This window comes from Sphingobacterium sp. DR205 (assembly GCF_011064245.1).
GTDB classification, from domain to species: domain Bacteria; phylum Bacteroidota; class Bacteroidia; order Sphingobacteriales; family Sphingobacteriaceae; genus Sphingobacterium; species Sphingobacterium athyrii.
Map to the genome: position 1 here is coordinate 6988748 of NZ_CP049333.1, position 17658 is coordinate 7006405.

18 protein-coding genes are annotated in these 17658 nt (G+C 42.3%); 7 read left to right on the forward strand and 11 right to left on the reverse strand.

Translation table 11 applies throughout. From position 1 onward, the window contains the following. Positions 1-19: 19 nt before the first annotated feature. Positions 20-637, reverse strand: a complete 618-nt coding sequence (locus G6053_RS29390; protein WP_165309385.1) for a hypothetical protein — start codon at positions 635-637, stop codon at positions 20-22. Between the two features lie 319 nt (positions 638-956). Here G6053_RS29390 and G6053_RS29395 point away from each other — a divergent pair, with 319 nt between their 5' ends. Together G6053_RS29395 and G6053_RS29400 are read left to right on the forward strand one after the other, a co-directional pair. Further along, complete coding sequence (locus tag G6053_RS29395; RefSeq protein ID WP_165309386.1) at positions 957-1097, forward strand: hypothetical protein; 141 nt, start codon at positions 957-959, stop codon at positions 1095-1097. Then, the gene (locus G6053_RS29400; protein WP_165309387.1) at positions 1094-1288 is read left to right on the forward strand and encodes a DNA-directed RNA polymerase subunit alpha C-terminal domain-containing protein; all 195 of its coding nucleotides are present in this window, start codon (positions 1094-1096) and stop codon (positions 1286-1288) included. Before G6053_RS29395 ends, G6053_RS29400 begins: the two co-directional genes overlap by 4 nt. Before the next feature lie 180 nt (positions 1289-1468). On the opposite strand, the gene G6053_RS29405 is transcribed toward G6053_RS29400, so the two are convergent. Together G6053_RS29405 and G6053_RS29410 are read right to left on the reverse strand one after the other, a co-directional pair. After that, positions 1469-1750 carry a hypothetical protein gene (locus tag G6053_RS29405; protein ID WP_165309388.1) on the reverse strand — a complete coding sequence of 94 codons (282 nt, stop codon included), beginning with the start codon at positions 1748-1750 and terminating at the stop codon, positions 1469-1471. 31 nt (positions 1751-1781) lie between these two features. Further along, positions 1782-2807, reverse strand: coding sequence for a hypothetical protein (locus G6053_RS29410; RefSeq protein ID WP_165309389.1), 1026 nt, complete (start codon positions 2805-2807; stop codon positions 1782-1784). Between the two features lie 425 nt (positions 2808-3232). Between G6053_RS29410 and G6053_RS29415 the strand changes: the two genes are divergently transcribed. From G6053_RS29415 to G6053_RS29430, 4 genes are all read left to right on the forward strand, one after another. Continuing rightward, positions 3233-3922 (forward strand): hypothetical protein, encoded by a 690-nt coding sequence (locus G6053_RS29415; protein WP_165309390.1) that lies wholly within the window; start codon positions 3233-3235, stop codon positions 3920-3922. Continuing rightward, the gene (locus tag G6053_RS29420) at positions 3919-5007 is read left to right on the forward strand and encodes a hypothetical protein (RefSeq protein WP_165309391.1); all 1089 of its coding nucleotides are present in this window, start codon (positions 3919-3921) and stop codon (positions 5005-5007) included. The genes G6053_RS29415 and G6053_RS29420 overlap by 4 nt, the downstream gene beginning before the upstream one ends. Positions 5008-5404: 397 nt before the next feature. Beyond that, positions 5405-6145 carry a MauE/DoxX family redox-associated membrane protein gene (locus G6053_RS29425; protein ID WP_165309392.1) on the forward strand — a complete coding sequence of 247 codons (741 nt, stop codon included), beginning with the start codon at positions 5405-5407 and terminating at the stop codon, positions 6143-6145. A 26-nt stretch (positions 6146-6171) separates the two neighbouring features. Then, a complete protein-coding gene (locus G6053_RS29430; protein WP_165309393.1) occupies positions 6172-6528 on the forward strand; it encodes a hypothetical protein in 357 nt (118 codons plus the stop codon). Between the two features lie 53 nt (positions 6529-6581). Here G6053_RS29430 and G6053_RS29435 read toward each other — a convergent pair whose 3' ends face one another. The 3 genes from G6053_RS29435 to G6053_RS29445 all read right to left on the reverse strand — a co-directional run bounded on the left by G6053_RS29435 (position 6582) and on the right by G6053_RS29445 (position 12691). Next, a complete protein-coding gene (locus G6053_RS29435; protein WP_165309394.1) occupies positions 6582-7970 on the reverse strand; it encodes a RagB/SusD family nutrient uptake outer membrane protein in 1389 nt (462 codons plus the stop codon). An 11-nt stretch (positions 7971-7981) separates the two neighbouring features. Further along, positions 7982-11200: a SusC/RagA family TonB-linked outer membrane protein gene (locus tag G6053_RS29440; protein ID WP_165309395.1), complete on the reverse strand. Its 3219-nt coding sequence runs from the start codon at positions 11198-11200 to the stop codon at positions 7982-7984. 102 nt (positions 11201-11302) lie between these two features. Continuing rightward, entirely contained in the window at positions 11303-12691 is a 1389-nt protein-coding gene (locus tag G6053_RS29445; protein ID WP_165309396.1) for a TlpA disulfide reductase family protein, read from the reverse strand. A 776-nt stretch (positions 12692-13467) separates the two neighbouring features. On the opposite strand from G6053_RS29445, the gene G6053_RS29450 reads away from it, so the two are divergent. Then, complete coding sequence (locus tag G6053_RS29450) at positions 13468-13908, forward strand: keratin (protein WP_165309397.1); 441 nt, start codon at positions 13468-13470, stop codon at positions 13906-13908. 482 nt (positions 13909-14390) lie between these two features. Here G6053_RS29450 and G6053_RS29455 read toward each other — a convergent pair whose 3' ends face one another. The 5 genes from G6053_RS29455 to G6053_RS29475 form a co-directional block, all read right to left on the reverse strand. Continuing rightward, the gene (locus G6053_RS29455) at positions 14391-15365 is read right to left on the reverse strand and encodes a DUF5712 family protein (RefSeq protein ID WP_165309398.1); all 975 of its coding nucleotides are present in this window, start codon (positions 15363-15365) and stop codon (positions 14391-14393) included. Positions 15366-15376: 11 nt separating this feature from the next. Then, entirely contained in the window at positions 15377-15931 is a 555-nt protein-coding gene (locus G6053_RS29460; RefSeq protein WP_165309399.1) for a BfmA/BtgA family mobilization protein, read from the reverse strand. Next, on the reverse strand, positions 15924-16241 hold the full coding sequence (locus G6053_RS29465; RefSeq protein ID WP_165309400.1) for a hypothetical protein: 318 nt from the start codon (positions 16239-16241) through the stop codon (positions 15924-15926). The genes G6053_RS29460 and G6053_RS29465 overlap by 8 nt, the downstream gene beginning before the upstream one ends. Then, positions 16234-16512, reverse strand: coding sequence for a helix-turn-helix domain-containing protein (locus tag G6053_RS29470; RefSeq protein ID WP_165309401.1), 279 nt, complete (start codon positions 16510-16512; stop codon positions 16234-16236). The genes G6053_RS29465 and G6053_RS29470 overlap by 8 nt, the downstream gene beginning before the upstream one ends. A 140-nt stretch (positions 16513-16652) precedes the next feature. Then, positions 16653-17399 carry a TMF family protein gene (locus G6053_RS29475; RefSeq protein ID WP_165309402.1) on the reverse strand — a complete coding sequence of 249 codons (747 nt, stop codon included), beginning with the start codon at positions 17397-17399 and terminating at the stop codon, positions 16653-16655. Positions 17400-17658: the final 259 nt, after the last annotated feature.

Sequence of the window (17658 nt, forward strand, 5' to 3'; positions counted from 1 at the left end):
GAGAAATAGCCGTCCTTCTCTATTCTCTTGAAAAGAGCATTATTACTTTGGACCGAAAACTGTCCTTGCCGCCATAGCTGATTTCCTGCTGTAATTTTAGTGAATTTCTATCAAGAGATACATCCCACCAATCTATATCCGTCCTGAGCTTTGGGTAATAATCTGCGAGGGAATCGACAATTCCTGTCGCAGGGCTTCCCCATTTCTCTACCCATGCGGATGGGTCAAATGTCCTGGTTTCCTTGAGCAAGAGACGGTTTCCTGCGAGCTGATAATAATATTTGCGGTAATAAATAGGTTCTCCGGTCTGGATGCTCCCATCTTTAATAATTACATCTGCGCCCGGGAGATTCCATTCTCCGCCGTCGCCGGCACTACTTGAACCGATAAAATACGGTACCGTTAACCGTAGAGAAGCACTGTCACGCCCGTCAAAACTAAGATATTCGTAAGGGAGGTTGTCTATCTGAACATTACTGCTCCCATTCTTATCACCGATTGAAAGGGTCGTTTCATAACTTTTTAACTTCCATTTTCCTTTCAGACTGTCAGTCATATCCTGCCCAGAATTTTCCTTTTTGCAGGAAACAAACAATAGGGAAAAAATGAACAAAAGGATCAATTGGTTTCTCATCATGGCCTAATTACGGTTTGAATAGCTAAAATAAATAATTTAAAAATGAGTCCAAAATCTATGGAGATTTAGTTTTCAAGCTGCGGTAGTCGGGATAGAAGATTTTATCAATGTGGGGCGCTTTTGATAGATATAATTGTGAAGGGATTGTCCGAAAAGTTTAAATAATCGAGCAAATCATACTCTTGGATATGGTCTAATGGCAGTTGGTCGAATAAATTTGGAATTATTATTCAAGTTGACCTAATTTGAATGCTGATTTTTGAACAGAACGACGGTCAGAGCAGATGGCCATTAACTGATGACCAAATAATCTGAATCCATGAAAGAACATGAAATTGATATCTATCTGGATGGTGTGAAAACGAGGGTCGACCTTCGAAAGATGGATTATACCTCACTTCGGAACCTTTCCCTGAAACTGCAGCCATCCTGGGTGACAACGACTATATCCATGAGATGATCCTTGAAAGCGATCTTTATTATTTCTGGCAGGAGATCAGTTCAAAGACTGTAGGTGCTCTCCAGAAGCATGGGATAGTGACGGTTGCTGAACTGATGGCCTTTTCGTATGAAAAGCTCGCTGCAATAGATGGACCGGGAAACAAATCCCTTTCCGAAATTGTATACTTCATCAAGCAGCTGGGAAAATAGAAAGCTTTTAATTCCGGGTTTTGAAAACTTCCTTGAAATGCGTAATTTGATATTGTTTTTCAAACAATCCCCATAAACTAATCCTTAAGCGGCTGCCCCAAAAAGGGTGGCCGTTTTACTATTTAGACTCCGCCGTGGCCGTTTCAATCGGGGATGAGGATCATGGTATGGGTAAAGCTTTTATAAGTCTGAATTTTCTTCCCCATTATCCCTTCTCCATTTTTTCTCGGTATAGGAGTTAAAATTTGATTTTTTCCATTTAGTCAGGTGGTAGCCCCTGCAGTATGTGCAGTAATATGCTCTCCGCTGTACAGGCTGTCCCTGCCTGTGCTTGATGCGACGGCCTGTTTCGTCCCTTTTGAAAAAGTAGTTCCACTTAATGTCGAGCATGACGAGCCGGGCCTCTATCCAGGAAGCAAATATCACCTTTCCGGTTTCCCTACATTTCTTGTTGGTTCCCATATAAATAGCTATTTTTTTACCTATTCATGTATTACTCCTTTTCTATTGGTACCTGCAACATGACCCATTCCCTGATATGTTTTGCAATCTTATCGGAAACCTCAAAATCATATCGCCCCTCAAAAGGTGTTTTTAGCACAATACGCAGCCGGCCCCGTTTCAACCCATGACAAGCCTGGATCATATCCAATGGTATGGCCTTATCCCGGTCTATCTTCTGTACAAAGCCCTTCGTAATATTTACAACTTCCTTTAAGCTGCGCTGCTCGCCACAGGTCAGATTTTCATTCATCGCATTTTTCAGATAAAGGCTGACGATGCTATTTTTAAACGTAAAAATCCCTAAATCTTTATACAATATCTTTTGTGACAGGATTTTATTATTGAGCAAGAATACTTCCTTCTCCACATCAATGGATTTGACCTGTACTATGTCCATTTCACCCATAGAATCGACATCCTTATCTTCCTCAGCTGTTTCCAGAATCTCCTTCAGTTCTTCTAGATCCGGAGAAAACAACTCGAACTGCTCCTCAAGATTTCTCATTTTTAACTGTTGCTGCAGGATAGTTTCCTTCTGTTCCAAAATCAACTTTCTCTGCCTTTGATTAATAGCGACATAGAAATAGACTGTATGGCCCATATTCAGGACCAAAATTCCGCTAAATATGACCATTAAAGGAAATAGCAGCCATTCATCCTTAGCCAGCTGATCGGGGCCTATAATCCAGAACAGCAAAAGTGATGGTAATATGCAGCAAAATAACAATTGGCTAGCGGCGCGTTTTTCTGGGCTAACCAGCCAGTTTTGCCTTTTGTCCAATATCACGATAACCAATCGTATATAAAAGAAAACTATCGCTACAATCAATACAAAAAATAGATAGCTATAGGTGACAGGCCAGTCTAAAAGCCATTCCGCCAAAGCTCCACGGTACCCCAGATACCAACAGAATCCCCCAAAAACGAAGGATGCGATCAATTGCCAAATCCCATCGGGATACTGCACGGTCAATTTTCTATTATCCAGAGATCTATTCTCATTAAAACTTTTCATGTACAAACGACATTTTAAAAAATGCTATCAAAACCTACATATTTATCAGATTTATATCTTCTTTCTGTATATCTTTCGCCTATCAGGTTCATCCGACATTACCTAGCAACCTATCGCCGGAGAACTGCCGCTAAAAACTCCCCTGTTGAGGAAATTTTTGTTATATAAATTTAGCCAATTATTTATTAAACAATATCCGTCTACCTTAAATCGATGCTTTTAGGTCCTTCTTTGGTTCAAATAATTCCCCTGCCGGATGAAAATTTATTTCTGTATTGTCTTAAATTCCTCTTTCGTTGTAAGGAAATCACCTCTCATTGTAAAAAATTGCCCCTCATTGAAATGATGGGGATATTCACTATTATTTCGTGCTATAGTGGGTAAATTTAAAGAGTAAAACTTCACTGATTATTAAACCATAGATCATGAGGACGATAAAGAAAATACCATTCAGCCGTAATTATGTATTTATTGCGATAGCTGTATCGATTACCTTGTATGGGCTTTTTGGAGCAACGACGCAAGAGCAGTGCTTGTACAGCATCGGTATTCTGGTATTGTTCATCCCTTTTTTGGAAATCCGAGGCCAAGAGCGCATCATGCAGCTTTTTGTTATCTTTTTTGTCTGTATCCAGGCCAGTAGTATTGCTTTATTTGACCGTCTAACTTATCAGCTACTGATCAGCTCGCAACCGTTTTGGGTCGCTGTAAAAAAAGGTATACCGATAGCTTTTATTGTCTGCGCCATGGCACATCTGTTTTTCTGGAGAAAAACAAATGTTTTCAAACTTTATGGGATCCAATTTCCCATCATGATCATTGCATGTACTTGGTATATCCGTATGCTGCTGATCATAGCTAATTGCCAGCATATCCCAAATGCTAAAGCTGTACGCATACCTGCCATTGTTATCCAAAAATGCCCCGCTTGCTGTGACATATACGAACTGTGGTTTTCGTTCAGGTATGAAGGCCAGGAAGAAAAGGTTTCCATTAATGTAGGTCTCAAACTACATGAACAGACCAATGAGGGAGATTCGCTCATACTTCAGATGCATCCCGGAAGATATGGCTGGCCATGGTACCACAAAGATATTAAAAGGAGGTACAGATGATCGTAAGTCTACAGAAGCTGACAATACTCATAGAAGCCATAGTTCATCTGAAGAACACGGATATCCCAAAACATTTTTGTGAAATCACAGAGGCCTGCAATAATAATTTTGCGCTGGCACTGGAGGCACACCGGGAGATCATAAAGGTAGATAGTGCCCGCCAGGCCATCCAACTTTACCACACACAATTGTTGCATCTATACCATCTGCTCAGTAGCTTCTGTAAAAAAGGTAAAATTGAAAATCCTACGGCACTATTCGCCCTGGAAGAGTTACTTGAGCGAATCGAACATCTCTTTAAAAAAGATATTGATCCCTGTACGCCGCTGCCAGAACATTATTACCTACGGATGCATGAATATGTATATGCAAATATGCCCGGTATCCTGGATAAGCTGACTCAAAAAAACATACCGAAAGCCTATCTCACCGAAATTCTTTCGGCTATGGACAGCCTATTTGAAAATGGTAAGATTCCTTATATTCAATTCAGACATCAGGATTACCTACCTAAAGTGATCGAATCATTGCGCCAATTGGCCGACGACAGACGCCAGAGTAAAAACTGGCATTATCGTTTTTTGGTCCTGATGGTCAAATTAAATTTTAACCATATGGGATTTTTCAACCGATGGAAAGAATTGCACACCTCCAACACTACTTTTATGGATCTACTAATACGCTTTCCCAAACATTTCTCCTGTATCCCGGGTTTCGCTTATGATAGCAACAGCAGGAGCCTGCTCAAGTTGATGCGCGAGTACATGGAGGATGAAAATATCTCTCAATCAGCAGCAATGCGGGATGATCCCCAGCAATTTATTCAAAGCAACTTTAATGGCAAAGAACTCAAACTGTGGATGCATATATCTGTGAAGGCGAATATTATGTGGTCGTCGGAGAAAAAAGAAGTTGCCGAGGTATTTTCCAGGCTTGTCAAAACGCGGGAAGGCACATTACTATCTGCCCATAGCCTGACCCGGATGGATAAAAGCGCTGAATTTCATGCAGCCATCCGTATCCGCAAAGTATTGAATACAATGCTTGCCGAGCTTAACGAACAGTTTCCCGAATTAAAACAGTAAAATACAGAAAATTTAAAAAACAGGGGGTATGCCATCGCTACACCTCCTGAATGCGTTCATTCTACCGATCAAAAACAGCCCTCACTGTGTCAAAACCTATTGTTTTACCAAGAATTCCCTCTGAACCTTTTCACTGCATAATACATCTTCATTACATCCCAGTCTTTATTTAAATCGAATAGAGGCAGGTACACTCTCCAGATCAACCATTTCGTTACACCTGCGCCGGCCGATTTTCCATACTAACTTTGTTTTACAGCGTACGAGAAAGTAGAAGCTGACGCTGAGGCAGGCCGCTGTATCAAATGGAGGGGCAGATACAGCGCTCTGTTTTGAAACGGCGAAATATAATAAAACAAGGAAAAGAAATAATAAATACGAATAAAAAATTAAAGTTATGAAAGCAAATAAAGCCGGCAACATGATATACAAGATCATTCGGGCAGCAATGGTGCTTTTTTGGGTCTATGTGGGGATGGAAAAACTCTGGCAGCTAGGAGCGTTCAAGATTGCCCTGGAGCAGCAACCAGTGATCAGTTCTTTGGCTCCGATACTCTTTTGGCTGCTTCCGCTCATGGAAATCGGTATTGGCGTATTGCTGGGAATGCCACCGGTCAGGCTGCGCGCCCTGGGATGGAAAGTTTCGATCATACTGCTTATTGCTTTTAGTATCTATATCGTTCTGGGGGTATTGAATGTATATGAAAAGAAACCCTGTATGTGTACCAGCTTTTTGAGCAATATTTCCTGGACAACGCATTTGATCTTTAATCTCGTTATTCTTGGCCTATCGATAAGTGGATGGCGATTGCATCGTACGGAGGACAGATATGGCGAGCGTGCACTGACGGGCAGAGCACATATCGCATTATTTCTGATAGGCTTTATGGCAATGGGAGCCATCAGCTACTGGAATATCCACTATAGAAAGTCAAAGGGTATTTGGTACGCACCGGACAGCATTTACGACTATTGGGAGCCCAATACTTCCAGCAGCAATTTAAAAGGTTTGCTGGTAACCTTATACGATCGGTACACAGGACCGTACCGACAATTATTTACCAAAAGTTTGCAGGCTAGCAGCTTTACTAATCAATTACTGGCCTGCAGTACAGAAAGGAGGGTAGCAAAATGCTAACCAAATTTTTAAACAATTATGGCTACATGATATTAGGAGGAGCCATGATTATCGGATTCTCAGCATTTAAAGGTGCTGAGGCTTATGCAGGAAAAAGTTTAGCTCCTGTGACTGTTTATTTCAACGGAGATCCATTGAATGCATCTCAGGTTGCTGATGAATCACGCTGGACGACTACGCCAAATGGGCATAGTTGTAATCTGACGAACAATAAAGCCTGTTCGCTTTCAGTTGACAATACAGACTTGAGCGGATCGGCTTTAGATCCAGCAAAAATTTCGATGGATGCAACTCCCGGTGCAGCTGGCGCTGGGTCAGGTTATATTCCGCAGCGTACCGGAGGGTCGAGTTCGACACCTTTCAATCCGTTGAACCGAAATTAAACAGTTCCTCAAAACACCAAAGCCTCCCTATATGGGAGGCTTTGGTTGTTCTATCAAAGTGGGTTTTGTTCCATTCCTGTCAAGCGAATAATATCATCCGGCAATGGCAAAGCATACCGGTTTGCATTAGGCTCCAACCGATACTCCTTTCCGGCCAAAAACCGCCTTTGTACAATATTCGCCCCTTCAAGATTCAGGCGTTTGATGTCCATCCACCTCAGCCCCCTAAAGATCAACTCTTTTCGTCGCTCTCTTAATATCATTTCGAGTACATCGGTTGCGAGAGTCAACTGATAAGGCTTAAAAGTCCCGGCTTTATATCGGGTGGCCAATAGCTTATTGAGATCTGCCTGCGCTTCCACTGGCTTACCTGCCCGTGCCAGACATTCCGCACGGATAAGATAAACTTCATCTACTGCAATCCCGCCAAATGGCGATACTGTTTCCCAGGCGCTGGAAGCAACAGCATAATTCCCTTTAAATGCCTGATAACCGCCCGGACCAGGTTTAAAATAAGCCTGCTTCCTAAGGTCATCGGCATCAAAAGAGCTATACAATACTGTATCCATCTGGGCTATACGGATCAAGGGAGTGCCATTGGAAGTCTGTTCATAATAACCCACGATTTCTTTATTGTACCTCGAAAACGGATTTGTTCCTGTCAGATCGACCTCGTCCGGATTATTAAAATCCATCAGATCATTTTTGATCTGGAGCATTTTATCTGCATAGTAATAGGCTGAATCATATTTTGCCATCGAAAGGTAAGCCCGGGCCAGTAAACCATAAGCAGTCGCTTTTGAAGGGCGCATCACATGTGTACTCTCCTGTGGCAATAGATCCGAAGCAGCACGTAAATCATTCAGCAAAGCATTATAACAGCCCAAAACCGGAGCACGCTCTGACTTCTCGTTCATATCCGAAGAGCCCCGCAGCACGATCCCCAGATCCGACGCAGCTGTTGTACTGTGGAAAGCTTTAGCATAATTCCATAATAAGGATAGGTACTGATTGGACTTTGCAAAGAGGGCGGTCCCCTTGATTCTATCGTAGTCTGGCGCATTAGCTGCTGTCAGCTCGATCTTGTCTAAACGTTCCAAAACCAAGTTGGAGATATACACAGGCGCATAGCCTGCAGACCAATCGTTGCTAAAGTTATACAGATTATTCCGCCAGGTATAATTTAACCGGTCCATATCCGTCTGCATATCCAGTACCGACTGCTCCAAAAAATAATCATCTGCCGAGATCTCACCCATCGATCCAATACCGCGGTTCATCGTAAGCGTATTATCCAGTAATTTTTGCAGGTCTTCCAGACTTTTGGGGATTACCAGGGCATCGTTTGATTGAATGTCCAGATACTTGCTACAGGAGCTAAACAGTAGGCACATGGCAATAATACCTAGTGCGATTGACAGGACGGTAATTATCTTTTTCATATTTCTTCGATTTAATATTCCAGTTGTAGACCCAGTGAAAATTGTTTTGAAGGACGCAACCTGTAAGCAAATTCGGGGTCAATATTTTCCTTATTGGCAGACCATATCACCCCTAAATTGCTGGCATTAGCAAAGAGGCGAATATTCACGTCCTTAGCCATGACTTTATAGGATTTTCTCCAGCTGAGATTGATGTATTCCAACCGCAGGTGATCGCCCTTTAATACATTGATACTTGCCCTGGCGTAAAAAGCATCCGCATCGGTCGATACCGGATAATTCATGGCCGGTACATTGGTCACCTTTTCATCACCGGGCTTTTGCCAGCGCTGCTCAAAATCCGGATAGGCTATCCCGGACTGAAACAGGGTATAGTAACTGGTCGTTGGCTTATTAAAATAATAACCACCTTTATAGCTCACATTGACCGAAAGATCAAAATCACGGTACGAAAAGGTATTGATCAGATTCCCAAAAGAGGTCGGTTTGGCAGGTCCGATATAGGTGATCGTCTCGTTGCCCATGGGGTTCATGGATGCCGATCTAAATATCGCGGTATAATCTGAACTTGCCCCGCCATCCAGCAGTCCCTGTGGCATCCCCTGATCAGTCAGCCCCATCCAGGTGTACGCGGCAAGGGCGTTCAGCGGAAGGCCAACGACGGGATTGATCCGGTTGCCATCGGCCAGAAAGTACACTAAACCCTCATTCAGATTACTATAGTAAGCCGTCGTCTTGTTTTTATTGATCCCCAGCAAGAGATTACTGCTCCATTTTAATGAACCAGTGGTATTTATTGAATTGAGTTTGATATCCCAACCCCTGCCCTGCATCTCGGCCACATTCTTCACGATTGTTCCACTGCTGCCCCATGTCGTGTAATCATAGGCTGTCTCTCCGTAAAGGTCTTTGCCATATTTCTGATAATGATCTATAGCCCCTGATAAGCGACCTTTTATTATTGAGAAATCAGCACCAAAATTGAGCATACCCACTTTCTCCCAACGCAGCGATGGATCGTTCAAACTTGAAATACCCAGCATAGGATATAATGTATAGCGATCTGCCCCACTCCCGGCAATTGGTTCGGGTGTCTTGCGGAGATCAACATTGCCACTATAGCCATACGTAACCCTTAGCTTGAGCGCATCTATCCATCCCACCTTAAAAAAAACCTCACGATCCATTTGCCAGGAAGCACCCACAGACCAGAGCGGCGACCATTTATCGTTGGTAGTTGCTCCAAAGATATTGGCGCCATCCCTTCTAAAACTTGCAGATAAGGCGTACTTATCACGGTACAGATCAGTCCAGTTGCTATAGAGTGAGACAAATCGATTTGTCGTTTTGGTAAACATGGGCGCACCCACAATGTTTAAATACAGATTGTCCGGTACCGTGGCAAATGCTGTTAGATAATCCACCGGCACCGAGGTGAGCGGTACTTCATTATAGCCATACGCGGTATTTGAACTTCCCGACGACTGATTTTCCCGAGCCTCTGCTCCGACTATACCTTGTAGACGATGCTGGCCAAAGATTTTGTTAAAATCCAACTGTGCCCTTGCTGTGTACGATCTGCCCAGCTGTTGGTCCAGTGCGCGAATGGCTCCCATAGGTACATTATACTTGCGCTGCCCACTTACCGGATCAACGGTCATAAATTGATTGATTTTTAAACGCGTAAAATAACTGTCTTTTTCATGCAGGCTTTCATTCTCCGCACGCTGATCCTGCCATTGAAAGCCCACATTGGCACTTAAGAAGTCAAATAATTGGTAGCGCAAACCAGCCGTTGCAAATAATTCATTGAGATGACCTGTCTTGCGGTCATATTTATAATCCTGTAAGGGATAGTATCCCCAATCCAGGTAACCATCTGCATAATGCTGATCGAGATAAGTTTTGCTGTACATGCTTTCAAAAGGTGTTTCATTTCCTGCTACATCTCTAAAATAGAGATATGGCACAGCTTTCCCCACTGTATTAAAACTTGAATAGTCCGGTTTTCCAGATCGGTCAAGCTGCTGGGTAAAATTGATTGTAAGATCTAATTGCATCTTTTCTATAGGTCTGTAGCTATTGGAAAAGAGCAGGTTTATTTTTCGCATGCGTGCATTCAGATTTGTCCGATCTGTCGTATAGCCAACGCCCAATCCATAAGCGTTTGAGTTGCTACCCCCATTGATATGCAAGGAAAGCTGATTGGAAAAAGCGGCACCGTAAAAGCTATCTGCAAAATTGCGGCGGCCATCCTGATTGGAAAGCCAATCGATCATACGTGCCGAATCTGTCGCTGTGACGAGTCCCTGTTTTTTACCACTCAGCAGATTGATCACTGGAGTCATCGCATAATAGGGCAGATAATTAAGGAAAGTATCATAATATCCACCATCAAATAACATACGCTCTACTTCGATAAAATCCCGGGAAGAGGGCTGGTAAAGCTGATTCAGATCAGGCTTCTGTCGAATAATGGATGTGTTGCTTAACGAGATCTTCACCTGCCGAGCCAAGCCGATACCTCCTTTTTTAGAGGTCATGACAATTACCCCATTGCCCGCCCTTGCTCCCCAGATAGCACTGGCGGCAGCATCTTTTAATATTGAAACAGATTCAATGTTATTGGGGTCTATATTTCCGATTGCACCCTCGTAGATAAAACCATCCAGCACCACCAGCGGGTCAAGGTTACCATTTATTGTACTCAGCCCGCGCACTGAAAAATTCAGTTTCTGAAGATCCGGGTTATTGATCGGCTGGTTATCAAAGCGGATACCAGCGGTTACATTGTTCAGGCGCTGGAGTACATTTAATCCCGTCTGCTGACCCAGCACATCTGCCGAAACAACTTCGACGGCCCCCGTGATATCACGAGCTTTTATGGTCTGATATCCCGTACTGACCAGTGCCTCTTCAAGGTAGTTTATCTGTCTCTCCAGAAACAGAGGCGTTTCACGATCAAAGAAACTTACCGCCACCTTTCTCTCTATAAATCCCACACTGGAGAACACCAGTGTATCTTTCAAACTCTGCACCTTTATTTTAAATTTTCCATCCGAGGTACTACGACCGAGCGTTCCCTTTCCCATCAGCCGGACCGTTACTCCCCCGAGCGGCTGTTTGTTTTCGCCCGAATAGACCTGACCTGAGATCAGCAAATTGTCTTGCTGGGCATGTGCAATAAAATTACAGCACAGCATAAGGGTTATTAAATAATATATTTTCATCTATTTAATTTGTTTTTTAGTTGTGATGAAGCTATCAGATTTATTCATTCTCCGGTGTGATTGAATAAATCATGATGGTTTCATAACAATAAGTCTTTGGGATTAATAAATACGGCTGATGTAGGGATATTCCTTTTCCTGCTGCTGCCTGGTCAACAAAATGCCCTTACTGGCCAAAAAACTCAGCTTCTCTTCCACAGGCATCCCTTCAAAACCCACTGGAAATGTGAGGTCGACCTGCATGTCTTCATTCCTGTCATAGGAAACCGGCAGGTCAACATACTGATGCAGTAGGCTGAGCAGGGTTACCAAGGGAAAGTTCCGAAAGAAAATTGGCCCTTCCCCGGGGTTTACATTGATCTGATGCATACCGCCTTTGGATTTCAAATCCGAAATATTGTCCAATATTTCGATTTTGTAATAGGATACCGGGCCTCTTTTCCTCTCTATAGTGAGGTGGAAGTAATCTTTAAAAGCTTTCTGAAAATAGCGCTCAGCCCTGCCCGGCGAGATTGTGTCCGCTACAAAGAGCTGATAGCTGTATTGGTATTCGCGCCGCGAACCGCCGAGCAGCATTAGTTGGATCTTATCCTTCAATCCGTCTTCAAACACATAGTCAGTACTTTCAAAACCTTTCAATTCATTTTTAAAAGCATTTCTTAGCATAAAATTGAAGGCTGCATTGACCATTTGATAGTTGGACTTATCATTCTTATGGGCGACATTCGGATAAGTTGGTAGATAGTCGGGTAAATAGCCAGTTATAGCGGACAGAAATTTAACACCTGTCGTATCAAAGATCGGCGGCGTTGCCATTCTGTTATCCTTATTCCGAAATTCACCGCTCAGCTGTAAATCTGCATTTTTATTTTGGAGAATAGCTTCGATATTTTTTATGCCGACTTCATCTGGCAAGGTATTTCCCAGAAAGATACCATCCGGATTGATCCAGGTAATATTGGGTATGGTATTGTGGGGGAAAAGGTTTGTTAGTATCGTATCATCCAATAAGGTCAATAGTTTGATTTCAAAATTGTACTTTTCCTTGTATCGATCCAATACAATCTTAATGCGGCGGGGAGTATCCTTGTTTCTTTTGCTATTCACCAATACTACTGTTAGTTCCTGTGGGTACCGCTTTTGGATTTCCTCCATATGGGGTATATTTTCGATACAGCTCGGACAGGTGGTGGCCCAAAAATCCAGTAGGATCAGCTTACCTTTAAGCTCTGAGAACTTGATTGTTTTCTTCTTCCCATTGAAATAATTCAATTCGAGCGACTGGTTCCAAACTGCATCTGGGATCTTATCGCCGGGCTTTAAAGCAACAAGATGGGATAGCCCATCGGCCCCGCTGTCCCTGCGGGGCGTCTGAGCCGATAAACTAAACATAGAAACGAAAATTGCCGTGAATATATTTAACAGGCTATTTCTCCTGTAAAAGCGTGTTTTTGAGATATCTTTTATGATTGACAGTATCGGTGCGCGCATAATATGGTCTGTTTATGGTCGAAAAACAACGGCATGAAGGGGCATAGTTATCCCGTTACGCTAATGGCGTTTACTTTTTCGATGAAATTGGTTTGTTTTTTAGGGTTATAAAAATAGCCGCTCCCAAGTCCCCTAGAAAATTTATGACGGATTCGACAGGGACAGAGAAGGAGCAGTATATAGGTATTCAGTAGGGCTATTCAGGTGGGCAAGCTAAATTTCGAAGTAATTGTTTGTTGCTTGAGCGAAAAACAAAATAAGCATCACTATTACCATTTTGCAATGGTAAAAGATGATGCTTATTTGGTGTACTCGTTGTTCTCATCAGCTCTTATTTCTAAGAACTCCCGAAAAGCTAAGCAAAAATAGGTTGACTACTTGCTTTCCTTTGCATCTGAGGTTTTGGCGAAACCTTTACTTATTACTCTCAGGGAAGTAATTTTCAATGTATAACCCGAAGATTATATTGCAATGCATGGTCTAAGCAAGCGTCAACCCTACCCAGAGAAAAAGATTTCTCAAAGATAGGAAAATTGACGCAGTACTCACACTCGCATTGCAAATCGCCAAATTCAGATACGAGAGTTCGTTAACTTCAATTTCTCTAATCTTATTGATTTAATTCTATTTTACTTTATTTAAATCAATGAAAAAATAGTGTTACAAACATTATGTATTACAAATATAAATAAAAATCAATAAAAATCAACTTATTTTCAATTTTAATATCAATATAAAGCCTGCCTATCTTTATGTAAATTGAGATAAAAGTTTTTGTGAGAAAAAGGAATAATAAAATAACTGATAAAGAATATACAGGAAGAGGATTAGCATTATATATCGCAGTGTCGTTGAGTACGGATACGAACGACAGTATTGCTCAAAGAGCCGGATATAAAGCTAATACACTGTATAATCATTTTAAGAAAGAATTTTTGGCCGATTCTATCATGATAAAATATGGGAAGGCAATTCCCCATGATTTCTCGATTGATTTCCCTGAATTAGCACCCTATTTTCGATCAAACCCAATTGGCGGTGAGAAAAGTTATACGGACTTGAAAATCCAATTTGAAGGAATTCAACAGAAATATACTAATCTGCTAGAAAGTCACAATGAACTGTTAAGAGCACATGCAATCTGCAGAGAGGAATTGTCTGACGCAAACCGGACAATAAAAGAGTTGAGTAAAGAGATTCGTTCTTTAAAAAAATAATCACACGAAATTATAATTTATATAACTAGATGAGATGCTCATCTAGCAGATAAAAGACACGAACAGGTCTTGTTCTTACGATAACTTTAGTATACACCAATATAGTGAAGGCAGTGTGAAAGATATCAACCGAAAAGCTGATTAGATAATATTTTCAATTCAAGAAATTCAAGATTGAGAACTGGGGTCTTCGTCCTTTGGAATGAGGGCCTTTTTATGTGCAGTTGTTTTTGAGTTATATAACTTGGGAAATATTGGCATATATTCTTGCATTGTCACTGCGTAAGCCACCAAAAGACAAGATGGTACAATTGGGTCAAGGGCGCTAGGGAGGGAATTCTGAGTGTGGGAGCGTTTATTATACCCTTGCCTTTTTGTACCATCGTGGGTAAATTTGCTGGGGCAGATGACAATGTAGGGTACCTGCAGGATCATTGATTTTTTATTTGGTTACTGATAGATTCAATATCGAAAGTTGATCATCATCGCTGTCCCCTTTTTTTCTTTTTTCGCTTCCTTTTCCTTTCTTCCTCATCAGTGGCCGTACCCTGACCTCCAAAATCCTGAACCGGATCCAGAAGAATATCCAGAAGCCCGAGGCTGTTTCCTATCGACGAAGCTGCTGTCTCTCCCAGCTGGTGAAATATATCACCTGAAAGGTTTGAGCCTATTGTATTGGTCTGGCCTTTTTCCATCGCAGGGAGTCGTCCGTTTTCCAAAAATCTGTCCAGCGCATGCAGTTCTGATTTTTGTGCGATATTCCCATTCTTCATGATATTCGCATATTGCAGAGTCTCTTTTAGTTTGCGGTCAAAGCCGAACATCCGGTCAAAAACAGTTTCCCCGCACTGCTTGAAAGCCATCTGGTCAAATTGCCCGAGCTTTTTGGAATGTTCCACATTTTTTCCACGGGACCTATTCTGGGGGCTCAGCTTGATCCGGTTGGTAATATCTTTACGGCTGACGATGATCTGTACATGAAATTGTGGGCCTTCCTTACGTTCTCCTGCTCTTCTGGTACCGTTCTTTACTTCTTTGTCCCTGTGACTGTAATAACGGTAGTTTTCCAGTTTGGCGAACCAGAGCAGGTCCTTATTGCTTTCTATTCCCGACCTTTTAAAGTTGCGGGCATATTCGTCCATTATCCTTACGGCGTATTCTTTCAGCTTTTCCCTTGCGCCCACCTCGCCATAGGTCGCCAGCAGGAAGTCGATTTCCTTTCTGCTGGGGCTGATATTGACCAGGAAAAATTTACTATCCTCTTTTCCAAGTTTGGCAATATTGCCATCAATCCCGATGCGCACCTCATGGGGTTTAATATTGTTCCGCCCTCCATTGAACCAGTGCTCCTGTTTTTTATTATCGGCAAGGCGGTTTTCTTTTTCCAGATAACCGACAAGATCGCTACAACTACCTTTGTTATTCCCTGTTTCGGAATCCGTGATATTGATATACATTTCGGATAGGGCTAAAGTTTATCCAGTGCTTCCCTGACCTGTCTTGCCAGTTCATCTTTTTTTGCCGCTGACACAGGCCATCCTAGTGTTTCCCGCTGGGCAATGTAATGTTCAAGGATCCTTCTGAAACCATCCTTTAATTCCTTTCTCTGTGTAATGCCCAAGAATATTTTTTTAAGGACTTTATCCAGACTCCCGAGATATTCCGTATTTGTTTTTAGAAATTCGGACGATTTCTGCTGCTCATCTGAAATTAGGTCAATCATACCGGATTGCTGTTTGGTGACTGCGCCAAGTTCGTCAAGCATGGAATATAGGGGAACCAATAGATCGGTCTCCTGTTTTCGGATAAAGGAAAGGATACGGCTTACCCCACTGGAGAGTTCCTTTTTCAGTACCTCGTCATTCAGGTCAGCAGGGTCTTTCTTGCTCCTGTAAAAATAATCGACCATCTCCATCACCAATCGCCGCTTGGTTCTACCCAGTTTACGGGAGAGCAGTGCCAGACGGCCATCCACTTCCACTGGGAAGCGGACAGACCGTGTATTTTCATCGGGTCTAGCCATTACTTTCGCAATTATTGTCGATGATAAACCTGAACCTGCTGGCCTTTGTGGGATGCCAGGAAGGGATGTAATCCACGTATCCATAAAGAACTAGATCGGAAAGACATTTGTGATAGGTCGCAATGGATTTTATACGTGAAAAATACATCAGTTTTTTACGGCTGGAATGAAAGTAATCCCCGGGAAGTTGTTTCTGGTGATAATAGAACATCGCCGCGAGCAGTCCGATGTGCGATGGGAGCAACCTGTTATCTTTTGCCACATGCTCAAGATAAGAACCAAAGCAAAGACCCTGCGCTCTGTTATCCATTGCTGTTACCTCCCTCCATCATTTTATCGACATCGCTGCTGCGATAATACATGCTGCCGCCGATCTTCTTAAAGGGAAGGATGCCTGTGATCCGTAAGTTCTGCAATGTCCCTGGAGATATATCCAGTTTCTTTCTGACTTCCCGGCTACGGAGCCATTCCTTATCTCCGCTGCCAGCTGTTTTTTTCCTTTTTAGGACCTGTGTGATCTCTTCGAGCAGTTCTTTCTTGAACTGCTGTAAGTCTTCTTTTGTCAGGATGTCAAATACCATAGCATATCAATTTTGTGAACAATATGGGCTAGACTTCCGTGCCTGGCCATTTGTACAAAATTGGGTATCTGAGGAGCATCCTGGATGACCATCGGACTGCGCTGGTCATGTTCGGCAGTCGAACAGGATCGCTATTATGCCTATTTTTTGGGTACTATCTGAAACAGTTTTTTGTCTTCGGGGATTTTGACGCCTTTCATGGAATCTTTTGGGGCTTTCTGTACAAAATAATTCCGGACGGTATTGACCGGTATATCCTTGCCATTATAGACGAAATATTTCGAGACCATCTTGTAATAGGGGCTTTCGTAGTCGCTGACCAATAACTTTCTTCCATTTGGAAGCGTCAGGTTTTTCAACTGTTGGATCAGGTCGATAAAAGTGGCAAGATGGTCGTCCTGTACCATTGGTTTTACGGACACCTCATATTTTTCAAGATCGTCCAGTTTCTTCTGCAGGGCTTCCAATTCTGCCCGCAATCTGCATATCTCTTCATCCTTTTCTTTGATCAGCATATCATCTGGCCTGATGTTCCATTTGTCCAATGGTGCGAGAAAATCCAAAAATTCATTCAGCTTTCTGATGTTGGAGATATGGAGGGAATGCTTTGAGGAGAAGGGATCCTGTCCCTTAAAATAATCTATCCTATCGGAAACGATATGCCAGACATGGGAAAAGAAATCTTTTTCCGAGCGGTTTCCTCCGGAAAGGTAATATTCCAGATGGTACTGATAATAATCCTGAAATATTTTCTCTTCCAGATCATAGACCTTCAAAAGGAAGTGATTGTCTTCATACCCCATTTTGAGCCCCAGAATATTTCCTAAATCAAATGGGTGCGGATTGAAATCAAAGGCTTTTCTTGCTTTAAAATACATTGCTGACATGTCATAAATATAATAAAAAGGTGCCGCACAATAATTGATGGGCGATCATCTCCAGTGCCACCGGTTATCATCAATGAAGTTTATCCCATATGTACTGCAAATGGTTTTAAAATAATTTTTTAGTTCGCGGATGTCTATAATTTGATTTTTGGGAAAAATTAAAAGCGCACCGGTTTTTAATCTGATATAGAAACTATCTCCGGTTTCCGAAATATAATCAAAGTTATCACAAAGGTATCTGGTCTCTCCGATAGGACTC

Bases quoted from the DNA above. Each gene is read 5' to 3' on its own strand.
- G6053_RS29390 (WP_165309385.1), bottom strand. From the start codon at position 637: ATGATGAGAAACCAATTGATCCTTTTGTTCATTTTTTCCCTATTGTTT.
- G6053_RS29395 (WP_165309386.1), top strand. From the start codon at position 957: ATGAAAGAACATGAAATTGATATCTATCTGGATGGTGTGAAAACGAGG.
- G6053_RS29400 (WP_165309387.1), top strand. From the start codon at position 1,094: ATGATCCTTGAAAGCGATCTTTATTATTTCTGGCAGGAGATCAGTTCA.
- G6053_RS29405 (WP_165309388.1), bottom strand. From the start codon at position 1,750: ATGGGAACCAACAAGAAATGTAGGGAAACCGGAAAGGTGATATTTGCT.
- G6053_RS29410 (WP_165309389.1), bottom strand. From the start codon at position 2,807: ATGAAAAGTTTTAATGAGAATAGATCTCTGGATAATAGAAAATTGACC.
- G6053_RS29415 (WP_165309390.1), top strand. From the start codon at position 3,233: ATGAGGACGATAAAGAAAATACCATTCAGCCGTAATTATGTATTTATT.
- G6053_RS29420 (WP_165309391.1), top strand. From the start codon at position 3,919: ATGATCGTAAGTCTACAGAAGCTGACAATACTCATAGAAGCCATAGTT.
- G6053_RS29425 (WP_165309392.1), top strand. From the start codon at position 5,405: ATGAAAGCAAATAAAGCCGGCAACATGATATACAAGATCATTCGGGCA.
- G6053_RS29430 (WP_165309393.1), top strand. From the start codon at position 6,172: ATGATATTAGGAGGAGCCATGATTATCGGATTCTCAGCATTTAAAGGT.
- G6053_RS29435 (WP_165309394.1), bottom strand. From the start codon at position 7,970: ATGAAAAAGATAATTACCGTCCTGTCAATCGCACTAGGTATTATTGCC.
- G6053_RS29440 (WP_165309395.1), bottom strand. From the start codon at position 11,200: ATGAAAATATATTATTTAATAACCCTTATGCTGTGCTGTAATTTTATT.
- G6053_RS29445 (WP_165309396.1), bottom strand. From the start codon at position 12,691: ATGCGCGCACCGATACTGTCAATCATAAAAGATATCTCAAAAACACGC.
- G6053_RS29455 (WP_165309398.1), bottom strand. From the start codon at position 15,365: ATGTATATCAATATCACGGATTCCGAAACAGGGAATAACAAAGGTAGT.
- G6053_RS29460 (WP_165309399.1), bottom strand. From the start codon at position 15,931: ATGGCTAGACCCGATGAAAATACACGGTCTGTCCGCTTCCCAGTGGAA.
- G6053_RS29465 (WP_165309400.1), bottom strand. From the start codon at position 16,241: ATGGATAACAGAGCGCAGGGTCTTTGCTTTGGTTCTTATCTTGAGCAT.
- G6053_RS29470 (WP_165309401.1), bottom strand. From the start codon at position 16,512: ATGGTATTTGACATCCTGACAAAAGAAGACTTACAGCAGTTCAAGAAA.
- G6053_RS29475 (WP_165309402.1), bottom strand. From the start codon at position 17,399: ATGTCAGCAATGTATTTTAAAGCAAGAAAAGCCTTTGATTTCAATCCG.